The following is a 21645-nucleotide window of genomic DNA, read 5'->3' on the forward strand; positions in this document are numbered from 1 at the left end:
CGGTCTCCTAGACGGGAATCTGTACGCCCTGCTCGCGCATGGCATTGAGGCGGTAGCGCAGCGCGCGCGGGGTCATGCCGAGGCTTTCGGCGGCCTTGGTCTTGTGCCCGCCGAAACGGCGGATGGTGTCGATCACGTGCTGGTACTCGGCCCACTTGCCACTGGCGCGCAGGGCCGCCTTGCCGCCCTCCAGCAGTTGCGGCTGCAGGCGCGGCGTCGACTCCGGCGCGCTGCTCACGGGCACGCTCAGGCCCAGGTCCTGAGCCTGGATATACAGGCCATTGCGCAGAATCAGCGCGCGCTGCAGGCAGTTCTCCAGTTCGCGCACGTTGCCCGGCCAGTCATAGGCCAGCAGCGCGCGGCAGGCATCTTCGGTCAGCAGTTCATGGCGCGCGTCCTGCGGCGCGTACTGGCGAATGAAGCGGCGCGCCAGCGGCAGCACGTCTTCCTTGCGCTCGCGCAGCGGGCTGATGTGCAGCGGCAGCACATCGAGGCGGAACATCAGGTCGGCGCGGAAACGGCCTTCGGCCACTTCCTGCTGCAGGTCACGGTTGGTGGCGGCGATGATGCGCACATCCAGAGCGATTTCACGGCGCCCGCCCAGGCGCTCGACGCGCTGCTCCTGCAGCACCCGCAGCAGCTTGGCCTGCAGCCCCAGCGGCAACTCGCCGATTTCGTCGAGCAGCAGGGTGCCGCCGTTGGCCAGTTCGAACTTGCCCGGCTGCGCGCTGACCGCACCGGTGAAGGCGCCCTTCTCGTGGCCGAACAGGATGGATTCGAGCATCTGCTCAGGGATAGCCGCGCAGTTCACGGCAATGAAGGGCGCATCGTCCTGCGTCGAGAAGCGGTGGATGTAGCGCGCCATCAGCTCCTTGCCGGTGCCGGTCTCGCCGGTGATGAGGATCGGGGCACGGGTCATGGCCACGCGCTGGGCCATGGCCAGCAGACGGCGGCCGGCCTGCGAGCAGGAAACGAAGCCCTCCTCGCCTGCGCTGGCCGACTCCTGGCGACGCAGCAGTGCACTGAGCTGGGCCTCGCTGAACGGCGCCAGCAGATAATCGACGCAGCCCAGCTCGAGCAGCGCCGCGGCTTTTTCCTGATCGGCATATTCGACCACCGGCACCACGCCGACGCGGCTGGCCTGACGCAGAATGGCGCCCACCTGGGCATACAGCGTATTGCCGGCCAGGCTGCTGACGAACACCAGCACCAGGCTGGCACCTTCCAGCGCGGCCGGATCCAGCTCCAGGCAACTGGCGAAGCGACGGACAGGAAAGCCCCGACGCTGCAGGCCGCCGGTCAGCAGACGCTCGCTGGCGGCATCGGCCTGACCGACCACGACTATATGTTGCTGCCCCAGCTGTTCATCGAACAGCTCGTCGCAGGCGTAACTTACCGTTTGAGTTGAGTGCTTCAAGGTAAATCACCCGATGTCTTTGTCTGCCAGCTGGCTCGTTCGACCCCGCGTTCAAAACTGCCAACCAGATGACAGATTTTTTTCACTTGGCCCCTTAATCTTTCGAAACTTTCCGCCGCCCTTATCGATCAACTCGGCAGCAACTGCCGGCCTGCCTTTATAGGCTCGCGACGGAACACGGCGCGAACGTTAACAAGCGCACGAAAAATCGCCGAATTACTTGCTGTTATTTGCTATCAATGATGGCCAAGCGCTATCAAAAACAGCATTTGATATCTATTGATTTAATTTCCCGCCCTCCCTCCGCCTAGACTTCCCCCCGTCATCCCTGGCCTGCAGCGCTGCGCCGGATGCAATCGACGCCATGGCCAAGGCGATGCTGCTACGGCCCGCCGGCACATCAAAACATCCTCTGCACGCCCAGCGAAGTACTCCCTGGTGCACGCGCAGTTACAACCAGGAATACAGCCCACAACATGACCGGGATTAAAAAAGTCCTTCATGGCGTGCCCGCCGACAGTCTGACCCGGTTGAAACCGCAGAAACTTGGCCGGCACTATCACAAGATTCCCCACTATATTCGCGAGCTTTCCAGCAAGTATCCGCGAATCATCAGCGACTACTTTCTGCGCAACTATCGAATCAATCTCGAACTGCTTCGAGTCGATGTTCACGAGCAGGTAGATAAAGAAGCCGAATGCCTTTATCGCTCGACCCTGGGCAAGGTCGGTTTCGCCATCGACCGCGCCCTGCTGACCGAGGCGCTGGAGTGCTACTACGGCGGCACCTGCCTGCCCAACCACGAAGCGCCGCCGGTCAGCACCTCGGAACAGCGCATGCGTACGCGCCTGGGCCTGGACGTCAGCCAGCTGTTCGCCCGCTCGATTCTCGCCGGGCAGACCTTCGGCAAGCTCGAGCCTTACGACAACGCCTACGAAGAGGCGACCTGGGAGTACGTGGCGGAGTTCCACTTCACCAGCCACATCACCGGCAGCCAGGCATCGATCTTCATCTATCTGGACACGCAACTGGTCGATGAGCTGACCAACCGCCTGACGCCCCCGGCACCGGTGGCCCAAAGCGGCAATTCGCTCAATCAGATACGCCAGTTGCCGGTGCGCCTGGACTGCGTGGTGGCCAGCCTGCAGATGCCGCTGGCCCAGGTACTGGCCCTGCGTCCCGGTGACATTCTGCCGATGCGCCTGCTGGAGCGCTGCGACGTGCAGATCAACCAGCAGAAGCTGTTTCGCGGCGCCATCTTCGAAGACGACGGCTCCTTGTTCCTGACTTCTCTTGAGAGCGTGAAGACCCCATGAGTAGCCCCATTTCCGATAATGATTTCGACAGCCTGATCAACGATGCCGGCCTCAACCTCGACGAGCCCGTCAGCGAGCCCGTCGCGGAGCAGGCGCCCGCCAGCCTGCCGCAGCAGGACCTGAGCTTCTTCGGCAAGATTCCGGTCAATGTCACCCTGGAAGTGGCCTCCACCGAGATCACCCTCAAGGAGCTGATGGATGTCGACGCCGGCAGCGTGATCGCCCTCGACAAGCTGGCCGGCGAGCCGCTGGACGTGAAGGTCAACGGCGCCCTGTTCGCCAAGGCCGAAGTGGTGGTGATGAACGGCAACTACGGCCTGCGCATCGTCGAGCTGTCCGGTAGCGGCCTCAGCGGGCTGGGCGTGTGATGCTGCGCCGGCTGCTGCAACTCGGCCTGCTGCTGGCGGCCCTGTGCTGCCCGCTGCTGGCCCAGGCGGCTGGCGGCGACATCACCCTGTTCAACTTCAACGACAGCGAAGACGGCCAGACCCTCAGCGTCAAACTGCAGATCCTGCTGATCATGACGCTGCTGGGCTTTCTCCCGGCCATGCTGATGATGATGACCTGCTTCACCCGCTTCATCATCGTCCTGGCCATCCTGCGCCAGGCCATCGGCCTGCAGCAGAGCCCACCCAACCCGGTGCTGATCGGCATTGCCCTGTGCCTCACCCTGCTGGTGATGCGCCCGGTGTGGCAAGAGATGTACACCGAGGCCTATGTGCCGTTCGAAGCGGATCAGATCAGCCTCGAACAGGGTCTGGGCGAAGGCAAGCGCATCATCAGCCAGTTCATGTTGGCGCAGACCAGCAAGAACTCGCTGGAAACCCTGGTCGCCCTGGCCGGCGAAGAGCTGCCTGAGGACCTCGCTCAACTGGACTTTTCTCTACTGCTGCCGGCCTTCGTACTGAGCGAGCTGAAGACCGCCTTCCAGCTCGGCTTCATGATCTTCGTGCCCTTTCTGGTGATCGACCTGGTGGTGGCCAGCGTGCTGATGGCGATGGGCATGATGATGCTGTCGCCGATGATGATCTCGCTGCCGTTCAAGCTGCTGGTCTTCGTGCTGGTCGACGGCTGGACGCTGCTGGTCGGCACCCTCACCAGCAGTATTCAGCCCTATTAGCGAGGCCTTGCGATGCTCACGCCCGAACACGCCGCCCAGCTGGTGGCTCATGCCGTCTACATCACCGGTCTGATCGTCTGCGTGCTGGTGGTGCCGAGCCTGCTCGGCGGCCTGCTGGTGAGCATTTTCCAGGCGGCTACGCAGATCAACGAGCAGATGCTCAGCTTCCTCCCACGCCTGCTGATCACCCTGGCGATGCTGGTGTTCGCCGGCCACTGGATTCTGCGCACCCTGGGGGATCTGTTCATCGAAACCTTCAAGCAGGCCGGGCATCTGGTGGGCTGACGCATGTCCGAACCCGTGCTGCATGCCAGCCAGTATCTGACCAGCCTGCAGGCTTACTGGTGGCCGTTCTGCCGCATCCTGGCGCTGCTCAGCATGGCCCCCTTGTTCAACCACAAGGCGGTATCGGTGCGTGTGCGCTTCCTGCTCGCCCTGGCGCTGACGGTGGCATTGGGCGCGGCATTGCCGGACATGCCGCCGATCGACCCGCTGTCGCTGCAAGGCCTGATGACCGCACTGGAACAGATCGCCTTCGGCGTGCTACTGGGCCTGACCCTGCAACTGGTGTTCACCATCTTCATGCTGGTCGGCGAGGTGGTATCGACGCAGATGGGCATGAGCATGGCGCGCTACAACGATCCGGTGAACGGCGTGTCGTCGTCATCGATCGTCTATCAGCTGTACTTCATCCTGCTGGTGCTGCTGTTCTTCGCCATCGACGGCCATCTGGTCACCGTCAGCGTGCTGTACCAGAGCTTCCTGTTCTGGCCGGTGGGCAGCGGTCTGCATTACCTGGGCGCGCAGAGCTTCGTCCAGTCCTTCGCCTGGGTATTGGCCGCCGCCGTGCTGGTGACCCTGCCGATCGTGTTCTGCCTGACCCTGGTGCAGTTCTGCTTCGGCCTGCTCAACCGCATTTCGCCGGCGATGAACCTGTTCTCCCTGGGCTTTCCCATCAGCATTCTGATGGGCCTGCTGTGCATCTACCTGACCCTGCCCAACCTGCCGGACAGCTACCTGCACCTGACCCGCGAGCTGCTCAATGGCATCGGCGTGATCCTGCGCGAGGGCGGCGATGTCTGAGCAGAACAGCGGCCAGGAAAAGACGGAAGAGGCCTCCGCGCACAAACTGAAGAAGAGCAAGGAAGACGGCCAGGTCGCGCGCTCCAAGGACCTGTCGACCACCATCTCGCTGCTCGCCACCCTGTTCATCCTCAAGTTCAGTGCCGGGCTGTTCCTCGAGGGGCTGAGCGACAGCTTCCGTCTGTCCTATATCCAGTTCGGCCACAGCGAGATCGGCCTAGACGACCTCGACACTCTGCTCGGCTACAACATGCTGGTGTTCATCAAGCTGCTGGCACCGATGCTGCTCACCTCCGTGCTGGTGGTGGCGTTGTCGCTGGTACCGGGCGGCTGGGTGTTCTCGGCGAAGAACTTCGCGCCAAAGCTGAGCAAGCTCAACCCCATCACCGGCCTGGGGCGGATCTTCTCCGCGCAGAACTGGAGCGAGCTGCTCAAGTCGGTGCTCAAGGTGCTGGTGCTGCTCGGCGTCGGCTATGTGCTGGTGCGCGCCGCGTTGCCCGAGCTGATCGCCCTGCAGCGCAGCAGCGTAGTGCAGGCGATCTCGGCCGCACTGAACCTGACCTTCAACCTGATTCTCTGCCTGATGCTGGTGTTCGTGCTGTTTTCCTTTATCGACATCCCGCTGCAGCGTTACTTCTTCCTCAAGAAGATGCGCATGACCAAGCAGGAGCGCAAGGAAGAACACAAGAACCAGGAGGGCCGCCCGGAGGTCAAGGCGCGCATCAAGCAGCTGCAGCGGCAGATGCTGCAACGTCAGATCAGCAAGGTGATCAAGAATGCCGACGTGATCATCGTCAACCCGACGCACTATGCCGTGGCGCTCAAGTACGACAGCAAGAAGGCCGCCGCCCCCTTCGTGCTGGCCAAGGGCGTCGACGAGACCGCGCTGTACATGCGTCAGATGGCCAAAAAGCACGAACTTGAAGTGCTGGAGATTCCGCCGCTGGCGCGCGCCATCTACTTCACCACCCAGATCAATCAGCAGATCCCGGCGCCGCTGTATACCGCGGTCGCCCATGTGCTGACCTACATCCTGCAGCTCAAGGCCTGGCGCCAGGGCCGCAGAAGCAAGCCGCAACTGGCGAGCAACCTCCCGATTCCCGACAGCTTGGCCAACAGGGGCTGATCCATGAACCTACTGCAGCAACTCGCGCCCACCTTCCGCAGCGGCCGCATCGGCATTCCGGTGCTGATCCTGTCGATCCTGGCCATGGTCATCCTGCCCCTGCCGCCGGTGCTGCTCGATGCCCTGTTCACCTTCAACATCGCCATGGCCATCCTGGTGCTGCTGGTCAGCGTGTCGTCGAAGAGCCCGCTGGACTTCTCCCTGTTCCCCACGGTGATTCTGATCACCACCCTGCTGCGCCTGTGCCTGAACGTCGCCTCCACCCGCGTGGTGCTGCTTGAGGGCCATACCGGCACCGGTGCGGCGGGCAAGGTGATCGAGTCGTTCGGCGAGGTGGTGATCGGCGGCAACTTCATCGTCGGCCTGGTGGTGTTCGTGATCCTGATGATCATCAACTTCATCGTCATCACCAAGGGCGGCGAGCGTATCTCCGAGGTCACCGCGCGTTTCACCCTCGATGCCCTGCCGGGCAAGCAGATGGCCATCGACGCCGACCTCAACGCCGGCCTGATCGAGCAGAACGAAGCCAAGCGTCGCCGCGCCGAAGTGGCCAAGGAAGCCGACTTCTACGGGGCCATGGACGGCGCCTCGAAGTTCGTCCGCGGAGATGCCATCGCCGGCATCCTGATCCTGCTGATCAACCTGTTCGGCGGCTTCGCCATCGGCCTGTTCGTCTACGACCTGGGCGCCGGCCAGGCCTTCCAGCAGTACGCCCTGCTCACCATCGGCGACGGCCTGGTGGCGCAGATCCCGGCGCTGCTGCTGTCCACCGCGGCTGCGATCATCGTCACGCGGATCAACGAGTCCTCGGACATCACCGATCAGGTGCACCGCCAGCTGCTGGCCCAGCCGGCGCTGCTCTACACCGTGGCCGGCATTCTCTTCACCCTGGCCCTGGTGCCGGGCATGCCGCACCTGGCCTTTATCAGCTTCGCCGCATTGGTGGCCTTCATCGCCTGGATGGTGTCGCGCAACGGCCCGCCGAAAGAAGCGGCGAGCCTGGAGCAGGTCGAAGCCCTGGGCAAGGCGATGGAACAGGAGCGCGCGCAGAACCTGGCGTGGGAGGACATCCCGCTGGTGGAGCGCCTGTCGGTATCGCTGGGCTACAAGCTGGTCGGTTTGGTCAACGAAGCCGCCGGCGCGCCCCTGACCCAGCGCGTGCGCGGCGTCCGCCAGACCCTGTCGGAGAGCCTGGGCTTCCTGTTGCCGGAGGTGCAGATCCGCGACAGCCTGCGCCTGAAAGCCTCGCAATACAGCATCCAGATCAACGGCGAGAAGATCGACGGAGCCGAGTTGCACGCCGACCGCATGATGGCCATTCCCTCGCCGGAGCTCTATGGCGAGATCGACGGCATTCTCGGGGTCGACCCGGCCTATCGCATGCAGGTGGTATGGATTCAGCCGGAGGACAAGGCGCGTGCGCTGAACCTCGGCTACCAGGTGATCGACTGTGCCAGCGTCATCGCCACCCACCTGAACAAGGTGATCCGCGAACATCTGCCGGACGTGTTCAAGCACGACGATGTCGACCATCTGATGCAGCGCCTGCAGCTGCAGGCGCCGAAGCTGGCCGAGAGTCTGAAGAACCAGCTCAGCTACACCCAGCAGCACCGCGTCTACCGCCAGTTGCTGCAGGAGCAGGTGCCGCTCAAGGATATCGTCACCATCGCCACCACCCTGCTGGAAGCCAGCGAGTCGACCAAGGATCCGGTGCTGCTGGCGTCCGACGTGCGTTACGCGCTGCGGCGCAGCATCGTCGGCATGATCGCAGGCGAGCGGCAGGAGCTGTCGGTGTTCATACTCGAAAATGCGCTGGAAAACACCCTGCTCAATGCCCTGGCCATCGCCCAGCAGGCCGGTCCGGTGAGCCTGGACAACATCCCGGTGGAACCAAGTCTGCTCAACCAGTTGCAGAACACCATGCCAGTGGTGAAAGAAAAACTGCGCAAGGACGGCCATCCACCGATCCTTACCGTGATGCCGCAGCTACGCCCGCTGCTGGCGCGCTACGCCCGGGTCTTCAGCCCCGGCCTGCACGTGCTGTCGCAGAACGAGATCCCGGACCGGGTGGGCGTCAATATCCTCGGTACCCTGGGCTGATCGCGGCGCTTTTGTCCTAGGGTGGATGGCGCTTTCCGCATCCACCTGCTGCGCTTCTTCCCTAGGCGTCGCGCGGCCGAGCACGGCGTGCGCTCCGTCCGCCATACCTGTTGCTATACCTGCTCCTTGCGCTTGTTGCGCATCCCATCGATCAAGCGCACATAGGCCGGCGCCTCGCCGACCACCGCCAGCCCTGCCTCGAAGAAGCCGGTGCGGCTGTTCTCCTGCGACCACTGGCAGACCATGTCCACATCCACCTGACGCATCTCGCCGTCACGATCGCGCATGCGCAAACGCAACTTCAGCTCGCGACCAGGCTCGACGAGGCTGTCGCCGAGCAACTTCATCCCGCATTCCGATACGTCACCGGCGTAGCCGATCAACGTATCGCGCTCACGGTCGCTGATCTTGATACGAAAGGTGGAGCGGAAGGTGATACGGCTCGATTGACGCATAGGAGAAAGGCCTTAGTGCTCGCCACGTCTTGTTGGATCGCGAAGATCAGGAGCCATCAAGCGCGTCATACGAAGCGAAGCCGCACATTGATAGCCTGTGATTCATCAACGCAAGGCGACCATGGCGTGCAGAGACTTAAATTCGAACTCGGCCAAGCACCACGCTGGAGCCATCTATCGCCTATAGCAGCGAGCTCCGCTCGCAAAGCTGCCGCAAGGCACACCCACCGCAGGGTGCGCCGCGCGCACCGTTGTAACCGCGTTATTATCGGTGCGCACAGCGCCCCCTACGCGCTCTGTGTTTTCCAGCCAAAAAGAAGAAACCCCAGACCTCTTTCGAGATCTGGGGTTTCGTATAGGAGCTTGACGATGACCTACTCTCACATGGTGAAGCACCACACTACCATCGGCGATGCGTCGTTTCACTTCTGAGTTCGGGATGGGATCAGGTGGTTCCAACGCTCTATGGTCGTCAAGCAATTCGGTTGGAGTCTCGTGGTTTAGACGCGACCCCATATTGGGTATGTGACAGTCGTTTGGCTTGGCCCTTGGGCCTGTAGCTCTCGCAAATTTTCGGCTGTTGTCGACTTCACCATCGACACCCTCTGCGTTGAGGGCAGATTGTTTGGGTGTTATATGGTCAAGCCTCACGGGCAATTAGTATGGGTTAGCTCAACGCCTCACAGCGCTTACACACCCCACCTATCAACGTCGTAGTCTTCGACGGCCCTTCAGGGAGCTCAAGGCTCCAGTGAGATCTCATCTTGAGGCAAGTTTCCCGCTTAGATGCTTTCAGCGGTTATCTTTTCCGAACATAGCTACCCGGCAGTGCCACTGGCGTGACAACCGGAACACCAGAGGTTCGTCCAACCCGGTCCTCTCGTACTAAGGTCAGCCCCTCTCAAATCTCAAACGTCCACGGCAGATAGGGACCGAACTGTCTCACGACGTTCTAAACCCAGCTCGCGTACCACTTTAAATGGCGAACAGCCATACCCTTGGGACCGGCTTCAGCCCCAGGATGTGATGAGCCGACATCGAGGTGCCAAACACCGCCGTCGATATGAACTCTTGGGCGGTATCAGCCTGTTATCCCCGGAGTACCTTTTATCCGTTGAGCGATGGCCCTTCCATACAGAACCACCGGATCACTAAGACCTACTTTCGTACCTGCTCGACGTGTCTGTCTCGCAGTCAAGCGCGCTTTTGCCTTTATACTCTACGACCGATTTCCGACCGGTCTGAGCGCACCTTCGTACTCCTCCGTTACTCTTTGGGAGGAGACCGCCCCAGTCAAACTACCCACCATACACTGTCCTCGATCCGGATGACGGACCAGAGTTAGAACCTCAAGGTTGCCAGGGTGGTATTTCAAGGATGGCTCCATGAGAACTGGCGTCCCCACTTCAAAGCCTCCCACCTATCCTACACAAGCAAGCTCAAAGTCCAGTGCAAAGCTATAGTAAAGGTTCACGGGGTCTTTCCGTCTAGCCGCGGATACACTGCATCTTCACAGCGATTTCAATTTCACTGAGTCTCGGGTGGAGACAGCGCCGCCATCGTTACGCCATTCGTGCAGGTCGGAACTTACCCGACAAGGAATTTCGCTACCTTAGGACCGTTATAGTTACGGCCGCCGTTTACCGGGGCTTCGATCAAGAGCTTCGCTTGCGCTAACCCCATCAATTAACCTTCCGGCACCGGGCAGGCGTCACACCCTATACGTCCACTTTCGTGTTTGCAGAGTGCTGTGTTTTTAATAAACAGTCGCAGCGGCCTGGTATCTTCGACCGGCATGGGCTTACGTAGTAAATACTTCACCCTCACCGGCGCACCTTCTCCCGAAGTTACGGTGCCATTTTGCCTAGTTCCTTCACCCGAGTTCTCTCAAGCGCCTTGGTATTCTCTACCTAACCACCTGTGTCGGTTTGGGGTACGGTTCCTAGTTACCTGAAGCTTAGAAGCTTTTCCTGGAAGCATGGCATCAACCACTTCGCATTCTAAAAGAACGCTCGTCATCAGCTCTCGGCCTTGATCTCCCGGATTTACCTAAGAAACCAGCCTACCACCTTAAACACGGACAACCAACGCCGTGCTGGCCTAGCCTTCTCCGTCCCTCCATCGCAGTAACTAGAAGTACGGGAATATTAACCCGTTTCCCATCGACTACGCATTTCTGCCTCGCCTTAGGGGCCGACTAACCCTGCGTCGATTAACGTTGCGCAGGAAACCTTGGTCTTTCGGCGTGGGTGTTTTTCACACCCATTGTCGTTACTCATGTCAGCATTCGCACTTCTGATACCTCCAGCAAGCTTCTCAACTCACCTTCACAGGCTTACAGAACGCTCCTCTACCGCTCATCCAAAGGATGAACCCGTAGCTTCGGTGTATGGTTTGAGCCCCGTTACATCTTCCGCGCAGGCCGACTCGACTAGTGAGCTATTACGCTTTCTTTAAAGGATGGCTGCTTCTAAGCCAACCTCCTAGCTGTCTAAGCCTTCCCACATCGTTTCCCACTTAACCATAACTTTGGGACCTTAGCTGACGGTCTGGGTTGTTTCCCTTTTCACGACGGACGTTAGCACCCGCCGTGTGTCTCCCGTGCTGACACTTGCTGGTATTCGGAGTTTGCATCGGTTTGGTAAGTCGGGATGACCCCCTAGCCGAAACAGTGCTCTACCCCCAGCAGTGATACACGAGGCGCTACCTAAATAGCTTTCGAGGAGAACCAGCTATCTCCGAGCTTGATTAGCCTTTCACTCCGATCCACAGGTCATCCGCTAACTTTTCAACGGTAGTCGGTTCGGTCCTCCAGTCAGTGTTACCTAACCTTCAACCTGCCCATGGATAGATCGCCCGGTTTCGGGTCTATACCCAGCGACTAAAGCGCCCTATTAAGACTCGCTTTCGCTACGCCTCCCCTATTCGGTTAAGCTCGCCACTGAATATAAGTCGCTGACCCATTATACAAAAGGTACGCAGTCACCCAACAAAGTGGGCTCCCACTGCTTGTACGCATACGGTTTCAGGTTCTATTTCACTCCCCTCTCCGGGGTTCTTTTCGCCTTTCCCTCACGGTACTGGTTCACTATCGGTCAGTCAGTAGTATTTAGCCTTGGAGGATGGTCCCCCCATGTTCAGACAAGGTTTCTCGTGCCCCGTCCTACTCGATTTCATTGATAAGAGCGTTTCGTGTACGGGGCTATCACCCACTACGGCGGCACTTTCCAGAGCCTTCCACTACACTCAAACCAACTTAAGGGCTAGTCCCCGTTCGCTCGCCACTACTAAGGGAATCTCGGTTGATTTCTTTTCCTCAGGGTACTTAGATGTTTCAGTTCCCCTGGTTCGCCTCTTGCACCTATGGATTCAGTACAAGATACCTAGGTTATCCTAGGTGGGTTCCCCCATTCAGAGATCTCTGGATCACAGTCTGTTTGCCGACTCCCCAAAGCTTTTCGCAGGCTACCACGTCTTTCATCGCCTCTGACTGCCAAGGCATCCACCGTATGCGCTTCTTCACTTGACCATATAACCCCAAGCAATCTGGTTACTGTCTCAATCGTGAAGACGACATTCGCCGAAAATTTGCGTCTTGAGAACTACAAATTTTGCCTTGATTAACAACGTGCAGTGAAACACGTCGTTAGTCACTTCTATCACATACCCAAATTTTTAAAGAACGATTTTCTACCGGTCAAAAGACCAGAAATCAGCACTCACCAGGTCTACCCTGAAGCGCTCATTTCTGAACTCTTTCCTTCTACCGCAACGCGCGAGAGTGGTGGAGCCAAGCGGGATCGAACCGCTGACCTCCTGCGTGCAAAGCAGGCGCTCTCCCAGCTGAGCTATGGCCCCGTAATCTTCTGCACCAAGCAATTGGTAGGTCTGGGCAGATTTGAACTGCCGACCTCACCCTTATCAGGGGTGCGCTCTAACCAACTGAGCTACAGACCTATAACAGGGTCGCGTTACAGCATCGTCTTCGACTATGAATCAAGCAATTCGTGTGGGAACTTATGAAGAAGCTGATGTCTTCGATTAAGGAGGTGATCCAGCCGCAGGTTCCCCTACGGCTACCTTGTTACGACTTCACCCCAGTCATGAATCACTCCGTGGTAACCGTCCCCCCGAAGGTTAGACTAGCTACTTCTGGAGCAACCCACTCCCATGGTGTGACGGGCGGTGTGTACAAGGCCCGGGAACGTATTCACCGTGACATTCTGATTCACGATTACTAGCGATTCCGACTTCACGCAGTCGAGTTGCAGACTGCGATCCGGACTACGATCGGTTTTATGGGATTAGCTCCACCTCGCGGCTTGGCAACCCTTTGTACCGACCATTGTAGCACGTGTGTAGCCCTGGCCGTAAGGGCCATGATGACTTGACGTCATCCCCACCTTCCTCCGGTTTGTCACCGGCAGTCTCCTTAGAGTGCCCACCCGAGGTGCTGGTAACTAAGGACAAGGGTTGCGCTCGTTACGGGACTTAACCCAACATCTCACGACACGAGCTGACGACAGCCATGCAGCACCTGTGTCTGAGTTCCCGAAGGCACCAATCCATCTCTGGAAAGTTCTCAGCATGTCAAGGCCAGGTAAGGTTCTTCGCGTTGCTTCGAATTAAACCACATGCTCCACCGCTTGTGCGGGCCCCCGTCAATTCATTTGAGTTTTAACCTTGCGGCCGTACTCCCCAGGCGGTCAACTTAATGCGTTAGCTGCGCCACTAAAATCTCAAGGATTCCAACGGCTAGTTGACATCGTTTACGGCGTGGACTACCAGGGTATCTAATCCTGTTTGCTCCCCACGCTTTCGCACCTCAGTGTCAGTATCAGTCCAGGTGGTCGCCTTCGCCACTGGTGTTCCTTCCTATATCTACGCATTTCACCGCTACACAGGAAATTCCACCACCCTCTACCGTACTCTAGCTCGCCAGTTTTGGATGCAGTTCCCAGGTTGAGCCCGGGGCTTTCACATCCAACTTAACGAACCACCTACGCGCGCTTTACGCCCAGTAATTCCGATTAACGCTTGCACCCTTCGTATTACCGCGGCTGCTGGCACGAAGTTAGCCGGTGCTTATTCTGTTGGTAACGTCAAAACACTAACGTATTAGGTTAATGCCCTTCCTCCCAACTTAAAGTGCTTTACAATCCGAAGACCTTCTTCACACACGCGGCATGGCTGGATCAGGCTTTCGCCCATTGTCCAATATTCCCCACTGCTGCCTCCCGTAGGAGTCTGGACCGTGTCTCAGTTCCAGTGTGACTGATCATCCTCTCAGACCAGTTACGGATCGTCGCCTTGGTGAGCCATTACCTCACCAACTAGCTAATCCGACCTAGGCTCATCTGATAGCGCAAGGCCCGAAGGTCCCCTGCTTTCTCCCGTAGGACGTATGCGGTATTAGCGTTCCTTTCGGAACGTTATCCCCCACTACCAGGCAGATTCCTAGGCATTACTCACCCGTCCGCCGCTAAATCAGGGAGCAAGCTCCCTTCATCCGCTCGACTTGCATGTGTTAGGCCTGCCGCCAGCGTTCAATCTGAGCCATGATCAAACTCTTCAGTTCAATACTGCTTGGGTTTTGAGAAAACCCTAAACTTGGCTCAGCAATCGCAAATAAACTCTCGAATTCACGAGTGTTACTTGTGATGCTGATAATCAGTCGACTACCAGTCTTACCTCACAAGCACCCACACGAATTGCTTGATTCAGTTGTTAAAGAACAGTTGGTTAAGCTTTTCGTCTCAACCGAGGCCGCGCATTCTACAGCAGCCCCTCTCTCTGTCAAGCTGTTTTTCGAATTTATTTCCGGAGAAACTCTTTTCTACTCAACCGCTTAGAGCAACCTCAGCTTCATCTCTTCCGCTTCGGTGAGGCGCGCATTCTACAGCACCTCTTTACTCCGTCAAGTTGTTTTTGAAGAAATTTTCTTTCTATCTCAACAACTTAGCGCTTCGTCGAACCTAGGTTCGTCTCAGCGAGGCGCGCATTCTACATGAGCACAGCGAGCTGTAAACCCCTGATATGCAAAAAATTGCGCAAAACGGATCAGCGCCCCTTTTCCCTCTTCTATATAAGGCAGCAAGCTCAGATCACACCCGCCTCACGCAACTCTGCAACCTGTGTTTCGCTCATACCTAGCAGTCTCTGCAACAGTGCCTCGGTGTGCTGCCCCAACAATGGCGGAGCCGAGCGATAAGCCACTGGCGTAGCAGATAGGCGCAGCGGACTGGCGACTTGCGGCGTAGTGCTGCCCATGGCGTTGGGCAGGTCGATACGCAGCCCACGCGCCTGCACCTGCGGATCGACGAACACCTGCTGCAGGTCGTTGATCGGCCCGCACGGCACACCGGCCTTTTCCAGCAATTCGATCCACTGCGTCGTGGTCTTGAATACCGTGGCCTGCCGCAGCAGCGGAATCAGCTCGGCACGATGCGCGACCCGAGCCTTATTGGTGGAAAAACGCGGATCGTCGGCCAAAGCCGGAAGGCAGGCGACCTCGCAGAACTTGCGGAACTGACCGTCGTTACCCACGGCCAGGATGAAATTACCGTCGGCGCTGGGGAAGTCCTGGTACGGCACGATATTGGGGTGGGCATTACCCAGACGCCTGGGCGATACGCCCGTTGCCAGGTAGTTCATGGCCTGGTTGGCCAGACAGGCGACCTGGACGTCGAGCAATGCCACATCTATATGCTGGCCGATACCGGACTGCTCACGCTGATTCAGTGCAGCCAGCACGCCCACGGTCGCATAGAGCCCGGTAAGGATATCGGTCAGCGCCACACCGACCTTCATCGGCCCCGCCCCCTCTTCACCTTCGGGACGCCCGGTCAAACTCATCAGACCGCCGAGCCCCTGGATCATGAAATCGTAACCGGCACGCTTGGCATAAGGACCGGTTTGGCCGAAGCCGGTGATGGAGCAGTAGATCAGACGCGGATTGATCACCTTCAGCGATTCATAATCCAAGCCATAGGCCGCCAGGCCGCCGACCTTGAAGTTCTCCAGCAGTACATCGCACTGCGCGACCAGTTCACGAACCAGTCGCTGCCCTTCAAGCTGGGTGAAGTCCAGGGTCAGCGACTGTTTGTTGCGATTGGCGCTCTGGAAGTAAGCCGCCTCACGCGAATCATTGCCTTCGGCGTCCTTTATATAAGGAGGCCCCCAATGCCGAGTGTCGTCCCCGCTTCCCGGTCGCTCGACCTTGATCACCTCCGCGCCCAGATCCCCCAAGATCTGCCCACACCAGGGACCGGCGAGCACGCGAGACAGGTCGAGGACACGGATATGGGACAGAGCGCCAGGCATGGAACTTCTCCGTAGGGTGCGCCGCGCGCACCGGGGATCGTTGTGGGGGCGAAAGGTTAGAAAAACGCCTGGATACCGGTCTGCGCACGGCCGAGGATCAGCGCATGCACGTCATGGGTACCTTCGTAGGTGTTGACCACCTCGAGGTTGACCAGATGGCGGGCGATACCGAACTCGTCGCTGATGCCGTTACCGCCGAGCATGTCGCGCGCCATGCGGGCGATGTCCAGGGCCTTGCCGCAACTGTTGCGCTTCATGATCGAGGTGATTTCCACGGCAGCGGTGCCTTCGTCCTTCATGCGACCGAGGCGCAGGCAACCCTGCAGGGCCAAAGTGATCTCAGTCTGCATGTCGGCCAGCTTCTTCTGAATCAGCTGATTGGCCGCCAGCGGCCGGCCGAACTGGTGGCGGTCCAGCACATACTGGCGCGCGGTGTGCCAGCAGAACTCGGCGGCGCCCAGCGCGCCCCAGCTGATGCCGTAACGGGCCGAGTTCAGGCAGGTGAAAGGTCCGCGCAGGCCGCGCACGTCGGGGAAGGCGTTCTCCTCGGGGCAGAACACGTTGTCCATGACGATCTCGCCGGTGATCGAGGCGCGCAGGCCGACCTTGCCGTGAATCGCCGGCGCGGACAGCCCTTGCCAGCCCTTCTCCAGCACGAAGCCGCGAATCTCGCCGGCATCGTCCTTGGCCCAGACCACGAATACATCGGCGATCGGGCTATTGGTGATCCACATCTTGCTGCCGGTCAGGCGGTAGCCGCCGTCGACCTTCTTCGCGCGGGTCACCATCGAGCCTGGGTCGGAGCCGTGGTTCGGCTCGGTCAGGCCGAAGCAGCCGATATATTCGCCGCTGGCCAGCTTGGGCAGGTACTTCTGCTTGGTCGCTTCATTGCCGAACTCATTGATCGGCACCATCACCAGCGACGACTGCACGCTCATCATCGAGCGGTAGCCGGAGTCGATACGCTCCACTTCACGGGCGATCAGGCCGTAGCACACATAGTTCAGGCCGCTGCCACCGTAGACCTCGGGAATGGTCGCCCCCAGCAGACCGGTTTCGCCCATCTCGCGAAAGATCTTCGGGTCGGTCTGCTCATGACGGAATGCTTCCAGCACACGCGGTGCCAGCTTGTCATTGGCGAATTGCTGGGCGCTGTCACGCACCATGCGCTCTTCTTCGGTCAGTTGCTGATCGAGCAGCAGCGGGTCGATCCAGTTGAAGCTTGCCTTGGCCATCGCGAAAACCTCGAACGGTGAAGTGAGCGGTCAGTCCTGCCGACCCTGAATGAGGTGATCCTAGGCCCGACTCGCTGATTGGACAAACGCAGAATTTGCACAGTCCTGTGCTTTTTTCTCACTTCGAGATAGCTTATTCAGGGAGATTTATCGATTAAGAGTGAGGCTTTTGCATAGATGCGTCGCAAGATCCCAAGCACCGCTGCCCTGGTCGCCTTCGAGTCCGCCGCGCGCCACCAGAGCTTCACCAAGGCCGCAGACGAGCTCAACCTGACGCAGAGCGCGATCTGCCGACAGATCGGCGGGCTGGAAAGCTTTCTCAATGTCGAGCTGTTTCGCCGTTCGCGACGCGGCGTGGTGCTGACCGAGGCAGGGGTGGCGTACAGCCGCAGGGTCGCGGCACAGCTCGATGCGGTGGAACGCGACACCCTGGCGCTGATGGGCAACCAGGGCACCACCAGCATCGAGCTGGCGGTGGTGCCAACCTTCGGCACGCAGTGGCTACTGCCGCGCCTGCGCACCTTCCAGCAACTGCACCCGGAAGTGACGGTGCACCTGACCAACCGCACCCGCCCCTTCCTGTTCGCCGACACTCATTTTGATGCCGCCATCTACTATGGCGATGCCGAATGGTCGGGCACCGAGGCGCACTTTCTAATGCATGAGCATCTGCTGCCGGTCTGCAGCCCGAAATTGCTGGGCGACGAACCGGTCACTGCCGAACGCATCGCCGCACTGCCCCTGCTGCAGCAGACCACCCGCCCCTATGCCTGGCGTCAGTGGTTCGCCGCTCAGGGCATGAGCGTACCCCGCGACATGACCGGTCCGCGCCTGGAACTGTTCTCCATGCTGGCGCAGGCCGCGCGCCACGAAATGGGCGTCGCTCTGATCCCGCCCTTCCTGATTCAACGCGAACTGGACGAGGGCAGCCTGGTCATAGCCTTGAACAGGGCAGTCCCGAGCCATGACCACGCCTATTACCTGATGGTGCCGGAGCGCAAGACCGAGTCGGCTGCGCTCAAGGCATTTCGCGATTGGCTGCTGCTCCAGGCCCGTGCGTACCGAGAGGAATGACATCCACGCGACAGGCGCGCCCCTACGTCTCAGAGCAAAACGCTCACAAACAGAACAGGTAGTGATTTTATGGTCACACTACAGTGGCGCGCAGAGGTCAATCCAGGTCGCGACCAGTACTTTCGGGCTATTTCACTATTTCGAACACCCTGTTCGCTACTCTTCACGCGTCAGTCAATACGACCAACGGTCATTCGCGCTCTGAATGACGAGCAGTTCGTGCAGCCCCCGCGAAACCTGCTTTCCTTCAACCAGAGCGCGGCCTGCGGGCAGTATAAAAATCCCTCATATACCTATTACTTGTAGTAATCCATTTTTTTTACTCCATAACTTCTTGTAAGGGTTTGCGTTCGATTGCACAATCGCCGCGCCCGCCACCTTACGGCAGGTTTTGTGCTGATCCCCAATCGCCGGCGCGCCAGCGCAGTGCACCGGTTCACAAAAAAGATCACGCAGGAGATTAGAAGTGCACATCGGTGTTCCTCTCGAAACCCATGCTGGGGAGACGCGGGTTGCCGCGACGCCCGAGACCGTCAAGAAACTGGTCGGCCAAGGCCACCAGGTGACCGTCCAGACCGGCGCTGGCATTAGCGCCAGCATCCCGGACAGCGCCTATGAAACAGCCGGCGCCACCATTGGCAACGACTCGGCCGCCTTGGGCGCCGACCTCGTGCTCAAGGTGGTTGCACCGACCGACGCCGAACTCGCGCATATGAAAGCCGGGGCCGTGCTGGTGGGCATGCTCAATCCGTTCTGCAACGACACCATTGCGCGCATGAACGCCCGCGGCATCACCGCCTTCGCCCTGGAGGCCGCGCCGCGTACCTCTCGTGCGCAAAGCCTGGACGTACTGAGTTCGCAGGCCAACATCGCCGGCTACAAGGCGGTGATGCTCGCTGCAAACCACTACCCGCGCTTCATGCCGATGCTGATGACCGCTGCCGGTACCGTGAAGGCCGCGCGCGTGCTGATCCTCGGCGCTGGCGTCGCCGGCCTGCAGGCCATCGCCACGGCCAAGCGCCTGGGGGCGGTGATCGAGGCGTCCGACGTACGTCCGGCGGTGAAGGAGCAGATCGAATCGCTCGGCGCCAAGTTCGTCGACGTACCCTTCGAGACCGATGAGGAGCGCGAGTGCGCGCAAGGCGTCGGCGGCTATGCCCGTCCCATGCCGCAGTCCTGGATGGAACGCCAGGCCAAGGCCGTGCACGAGCGCGCCAAGCAGGCTGATATCGTCATCACCACCGCGCTGATCCCAGGCCGCAAGGCGCCAACCCTGCTGCACGAAGCCACCGTGCAGGAAATGAAGCCGGGCTCGGTGGTCATCGACCTGGCCGCAGCGCAAGGCGGCAACTGCCCGCTGACCGAGGCTGACAAGGTGGTGATCAAGCACGGCGTGACCCTCGTCGGTCATACCAACCTGGCCGCGCTGGTGCCGGCAGACGCCTCCGCACTCTATGCACGCAACCTGCTGGACTTCCTCAAGCTCGTGATCGACAAGGAAGGCCAGTTCCAGCTCAACCTCGAAGACGACATCGTCGCGGCCTGCCTGATGTGCAATGCCGGCGAAGTCGTGCGCAAGAACGGTTAAGGAGTAGGGACATGGACCTGATTTCCGACGGCATCTACAACCTGATCATCTTCGTGCTGGCCATCTATGTCGGCTACCACGTGGTGTGGAATGTCACCCCGGCCCTGCACACCCCGCTGATGGCCGTGACTAACGCCATCTCGGCGATCGTGATCGTTGGCGCCATGCTGGCGGCCGCGCTCACCGTCACCCCGCTGGGCAAGACCATGGGCACCCTGGCCGTGGCCCTGGCCGCGGTCAACGTGTTCGGTGGTTTCCTGGTCACCCGGCGCATGCTGGAAATGTTCAAGAAGAAGGCGCCGAAAGCGCAGGCGGAGAAGCACTGACCATGAGCATGAACCTGATCACTGTTCTCTACCTCGTCGCCTCGGTGTGTTTCATCCAGGCGCTCAAGGGCCTGTCGCACCCGACCTCGTCGCGACGGGGCAACGTTTTCGGCATGGTCGGCATGGCCATCGCCATCGTCACCACGGTCGGCCTGATCCACAAGCTGGGCAGCGAGCTGGCCGTGCAGGGCCTGGGCTTCGTCATCGTTGGCCTGCTGGTCGGCGGCAGCATCGGCACGGTCATGGCCAAGCGCGTGGAAATGACCAAGATGCCCGAGCTGGTCGCCTTCATGCACAGCATGATCGGCCTGGCGGCCGTGTGCATCGCCATCGCCGCGGTGGCCGAACCGCAGTCCCTGGGCATCGTTGCCAGCATGGCCGACCCGATTCCGGCCGGTAACCGCCTGGAGCTGTTCCTCGGCGCGGCCATCGGCGCCATCACCTTCTCCGGTTCGGTGATCGCCTTCGGCAAGCTGTCGGGCAAGTACAAGTTCCGCCTGTTCCAAGGCGCCCCGGTGGTATTCAAAGGTCAGCACCTGCTCAACCTGGCCGTTGGCCTGGCGATTGTCGGTCTGGGCCTGGTGTACACCTTCACCGGCGACATCACCTCGTTCGCCATCCTGGTGGCACTGGCCTTCGTCATCGGCGTGCTGATCATCATCCCGATCGGCGGCGCCGACATGCCAGTGGTGGTGTCGATGCTCAACAGCTACTCGGGTTGGGCCGCGGCCGGTATCGGCTTCTCGCTGAACAACTCGATGCTGATCGTCGCCGGTTCTCTGGTGGGCTCTTCGGGCGCCATCCTCTCGTACATCATGTGCAAGGCGATGAACCGTTCGTTCTTCAACGTCATCCTCGGCGGTTTCGGCGCCGATGCCGATGCCGGCGCAGCCAGCGGCAGTCAGGAGCAGCGCAGCGTGAAGTCGGGATCAAGCGACGACGCCGCCTTCCTGCTGACCAACGCCGACACCGTGGTCATCGTGCCCGGTTACGGCCTGGCCGTGGCCCGTGCCCAGCACGCGCTGATGGAGCTGGCGGAGAAGCTGACCCACCGCGGCGTGACCGTGAAGTACGCGATCCACCCGGTGGCCGGCCGTATGCCGGGCCATATGAACGTGCTGCTGGCCGAGGCCGAAGTGCCCTACGAGCAGGTGTTCGAGATGGAGGACATCAACTCCGAATTCGGCCAGACCGACGTGGTGCTGGTGCTCGGCGCCAACGACGTGGTCAACCCGGCGGCGAAGAACGATCCGAAGTCGCCGATCGCCGGCATGCCGATCCTCGAGGCCTACAAGGCCAAGACCGTGATCGTCAACAAGCGCTCGATGGCTTCCGGTTACGCCGGCCTGGACAACGAACTGTTCTACATGGACAAGACCATGATGGTCTTCGGCGATGCCAAGAAGGTCATCGAGGACATGGTCAAGGCGGTGGAATAAGGCCTGGCGCCAAACGAACCCCGGCCTCGGCCGGGGTTTTTGT

15 protein-coding genes, 2 tRNA genes and 3 rRNA genes are annotated in these 21645 nt (G+C 59.9%); 11 read left to right on the forward strand and 9 right to left on the reverse strand.

The annotated features are described in order from the left end of the window. Positions 1–7: 7 nt before the first annotated feature. Positions 8–1417, reverse strand: coding sequence for a sigma-54 interaction domain-containing protein (locus L1F06_RS23855; RefSeq protein WP_129483686.1), 1410 nt, complete (start codon positions 1415–1417; stop codon positions 8–10). A gap of 476 nt (positions 1418–1893) precedes the next feature. Between L1F06_RS23855 and L1F06_RS23860 the strand changes: the two genes are divergently transcribed. The 7 genes from L1F06_RS23860 to flhA are packed head-to-tail and all read left to right on the forward strand — an operon-like array spanning position 1894 to position 8162. Beyond that, positions 1894–2733: a FliM/FliN family flagellar motor switch protein gene (locus L1F06_RS23860; protein ID WP_129483687.1), complete on the forward strand. Its 840-nt coding sequence runs from the start codon at positions 1894–1896 to the stop codon at positions 2731–2733. Next, positions 2730–3101: a flagellar motor switch protein FliN gene (gene fliN / locus L1F06_RS23865; RefSeq protein WP_012020174.1), complete on the forward strand. Its 372-nt coding sequence runs from the start codon at positions 2730–2732 to the stop codon at positions 3099–3101. The genes L1F06_RS23860 and fliN overlap by 4 nt, the downstream gene beginning before the upstream one ends. Continuing rightward, positions 3101–3853, forward strand: coding sequence for a flagellar type III secretion system pore protein FliP (gene fliP / locus L1F06_RS23870; RefSeq protein ID WP_012020175.1), 753 nt, complete (start codon positions 3101–3103; stop codon positions 3851–3853). The genes fliN and fliP overlap by 1 nt, the downstream gene beginning before the upstream one ends. Positions 3854–3865: 12 nt before the next feature. Continuing rightward, positions 3866–4138: a flagellar biosynthetic protein FliQ gene (locus L1F06_RS23875; protein ID WP_012020176.1), complete on the forward strand. Its 273-nt coding sequence runs from the start codon at positions 3866–3868 to the stop codon at positions 4136–4138. Positions 4139–4141: 3 nt separating this feature from the next. Beyond that, the gene (fliR, locus tag L1F06_RS23880; RefSeq protein WP_129483688.1) at positions 4142–4936 is read left to right on the forward strand and encodes a flagellar biosynthetic protein FliR; all 795 of its coding nucleotides are present in this window, start codon (positions 4142–4144) and stop codon (positions 4934–4936) included. Further along, positions 4929–6062, forward strand: a complete 1134-nt coding sequence (gene flhB, locus L1F06_RS23885) for a flagellar biosynthesis protein FlhB (RefSeq protein WP_012020178.1) — start codon at positions 4929–4931, stop codon at positions 6060–6062. Before fliR ends, flhB begins: the two co-directional genes overlap by 8 nt. Positions 6063–6065: 3 nt before the next feature. Continuing rightward, a complete protein-coding gene (flhA, locus tag L1F06_RS23890; protein ID WP_129483689.1) occupies positions 6066–8162 on the forward strand; it encodes a flagellar biosynthesis protein FlhA in 2097 nt (698 codons plus the stop codon). A 113-nt stretch (positions 8163–8275) separates the two neighbouring features. Here flhA and L1F06_RS23895 read toward each other — a convergent pair whose 3' ends face one another. The 8 genes from L1F06_RS23895 to L1F06_RS23930 all read right to left on the reverse strand — a co-directional run bounded on the left by L1F06_RS23895 (position 8276) and on the right by L1F06_RS23930 (position 17175). Beyond that, positions 8276–8617 carry a PilZ domain-containing protein gene (locus tag L1F06_RS23895; RefSeq protein ID WP_129483690.1) on the reverse strand — a complete coding sequence of 114 codons (342 nt, stop codon included), beginning with the start codon at positions 8615–8617 and terminating at the stop codon, positions 8276–8278. 361 nt (positions 8618–8978) lie between these two features. Continuing rightward, positions 8979–9094, reverse strand: a 5S ribosomal RNA gene (gene rrf / locus L1F06_RS23900). Positions 9095–9253: 159 nt separating this feature from the next. Beyond that, a 23S ribosomal RNA gene (locus L1F06_RS23905) occupies positions 9254–12146 on the reverse strand. Between the two features lie 253 nt (positions 12147–12399). Continuing rightward, positions 12400–12475 (reverse strand) — tRNA-Ala (locus L1F06_RS23910). Between the two features lie 22 nt (positions 12476–12497). After that, a tRNA-Ile gene (locus tag L1F06_RS23915) sits at positions 12498–12574 on the reverse strand. A gap of 85 nt (positions 12575–12659) precedes the next feature. After that, positions 12660–14195 (reverse strand): 16S ribosomal RNA (locus tag L1F06_RS23920). The 16S, 23S and 5S rRNA genes sit together here with 2 tRNA genes alongside, the layout of an rRNA operon. Before the next feature lie 521 nt (positions 14196–14716). Beyond that, the gene (locus L1F06_RS23925) at positions 14717–15940 is read right to left on the reverse strand and encodes a CaiB/BaiF CoA transferase family protein (RefSeq protein WP_129483758.1); all 1224 of its coding nucleotides are present in this window, start codon (positions 15938–15940) and stop codon (positions 14717–14719) included. Positions 15941–15996: 56 nt separating this feature from the next. Next, positions 15997–17175 carry an acyl-CoA dehydrogenase gene (locus L1F06_RS23930; protein ID WP_129483759.1) on the reverse strand — a complete coding sequence of 393 codons (1179 nt, stop codon included), beginning with the start codon at positions 17173–17175 and terminating at the stop codon, positions 15997–15999. Between the two features lie 177 nt (positions 17176–17352). On the opposite strand from L1F06_RS23930, the gene L1F06_RS23935 reads away from it, so the two are divergent. From L1F06_RS23935 to L1F06_RS23950, 4 genes are all read left to right on the forward strand, one after another. Next, positions 17353–18249: a LysR family transcriptional regulator gene (locus L1F06_RS23935; RefSeq protein WP_129483760.1), complete on the forward strand. Its 897-nt coding sequence runs from the start codon at positions 17353–17355 to the stop codon at positions 18247–18249. A gap of 466 nt (positions 18250–18715) precedes the next feature. Next, the gene (locus L1F06_RS23940) at positions 18716–19837 is read left to right on the forward strand and encodes a Re/Si-specific NAD(P)(+) transhydrogenase subunit alpha (protein WP_003241059.1); all 1122 of its coding nucleotides are present in this window, start codon (positions 18716–18718) and stop codon (positions 19835–19837) included. A gap of 11 nt (positions 19838–19848) precedes the next feature. Beyond that, positions 19849–20163, forward strand: a complete 315-nt coding sequence (locus L1F06_RS23945; protein ID WP_003241061.1) for an NAD(P) transhydrogenase subunit alpha part 2 — start codon at positions 19849–19851, stop codon at positions 20161–20163. Between the two features lie 2 nt (positions 20164–20165). Further along, positions 20166–21602 (forward strand): NAD(P)(+) transhydrogenase (Re/Si-specific) subunit beta, encoded by a 1437-nt coding sequence (locus L1F06_RS23950; protein ID WP_096825220.1) that lies wholly within the window; start codon positions 20166–20168, stop codon positions 21600–21602. Positions 21603–21645: the final 43 nt, after the last annotated feature.

The organism is Pseudomonas hydrolytica (assembly GCF_021495345.1).
Classification (GTDB): Bacteria; Pseudomonadota; Gammaproteobacteria; order Pseudomonadales; family Pseudomonadaceae; genus Aquipseudomonas; species Aquipseudomonas hydrolytica.